This is a genomic window from Bradyrhizobium sp. P2_E8, assembly GCF_056403875.1.
On the sequence record NZ_JBFUES010001468.1, the window covers coordinates 1 to 1,296 of the forward strand.

3 protein-coding genes are annotated in these 1,296 nt (G+C 62.0%); 2 read left to right on the forward strand and 1 reads right to left on the reverse strand.

Annotation, left to right across the window (positions count from 1 at the left end):
* The first annotated feature begins 316 nt into the window (after positions 1-316).
* Complete coding sequence (locus AC1D00_RS41485) at positions 317-466, forward strand: hypothetical protein (protein ID WP_477014689.1); 150 nt, start codon at positions 317-319, stop codon at positions 464-466.
* Between the two features lie 129 nt (positions 467-595).
* Positions 596-760 carry a hypothetical protein gene (locus AC1D00_RS41490; RefSeq protein WP_167771304.1) on the forward strand — a complete coding sequence of 55 codons (165 nt, stop codon included), beginning with the start codon at positions 596-598 and terminating at the stop codon, positions 758-760.
* 81 nt (positions 761-841) lie between these two features.
* Here the strand turns inward: AC1D00_RS41490 and AC1D00_RS41495 are convergent.
* Positions 842-1,296 (reverse strand): ParA family protein (locus AC1D00_RS41495; protein ID WP_477014690.1); only part of this gene is annotated, 455 nt, incomplete at its 5' end.

Sequence of the window (1,296 nt, forward strand, 5' to 3'; positions counted from 1 at the left end):
GCTTGGCGGGGGCCTGAGCGCGCGCCTCGTCCTTCGAGACGACCGCTTCCAGCGGTCTCCTCAGGATGAGGCTAAGCGGCATCTTCGAAATTGCGGCCGCACACTCCGTCCTCATCCTGAGGGCCCGCCRAAGGCGGGCGTCTCGAAGGATGGGCCGCAGAGCRRCGGCCTTAAATGCGATTGCCCTGCCCTGGTAAGAACCTCGTGGTTAACCGCCCCCCAATCGCCTTCGCATCCGCCGCATGGCGCATCCACGTCTCGTTTACGCTCTCGCACCTATCGTTTTTCTCCAAAGCCTTCCAAAGGGGGAATGACCATGGGACATCGCAGCCGGCCTACGGCCGCACAGCAATTCGCGCCCGCCGATCTTTTGCGGGGAATCCTGGTGGTTTCATCGTTCGGGTTCTGGGCGGTGATCCTCGGCCTGATGCCGGTGCTGCTGTTTCGGGTCTGGCTCGTCGGCTGACGCGGGCCCGCGCGGATGGTTAAACGGAGGTCACAAATGCGCTCAAAATGCGAGCGGCGCTGCAAGCCGGAATATTAAAACATCTCGCTTAGCGTGACGCCCATAAGCGAAGAAATCGCGGGGGCGTTTGTGAATAGTCAGAATGAAATGGCGTCGCATTACGGCGCCGGACAGCAGAGCTTTACCACCGAGCAGAGCTTTACCACCGGAGACATTCTCTGGGCCGTCGGCATCTGGTCGGTGATCCTGACGCTGTCGCCGGTCATCGTGTTCTACATGCTGATGGTGGCGTAGAGCGCAGAGCATCGTCATCCCCAAAACGCAAAACGCGCGGATATCCACGCGTTTTCCGTCCGGGGAATGATTTATGAAAAATTACGCCGCCTGCTTGTGCATTGCGCCGGACGCCGACGCCGTGCCGCGAATGGCCTTGACCGAACGCTCGATCGCCGCCCACAGCCTTGCAATCTCCTGAGCCGCACGGCTCTCGGCCTGATACTCCCGCGCGCCTTCGCCGTGGCTGAGGGCCATCAACAAATCCGAACGATTGGTGATCTGACCGCCCCACACCGGCGCACGGAATTTCGCCAGCGCCTCGCGGGCGATGGTGACGATCGGGCTTTCGGCTTCGTCGCGCTTGGCCGGCGCACCGTTGAGCACGACCGCATAGGGCTTGCGCGCGGCGCGGCACATCTGGATGGTCTCCTGCACCGCGTTGACGTCGAACACGCCGGGACGGGCGGGAATCACCACCATGGTGGCGTTCTTGATCGCGTCATCGACCACGGCCGAGAGGTTCGGCGGCGTGTCGATCAACACCCATTCATAAC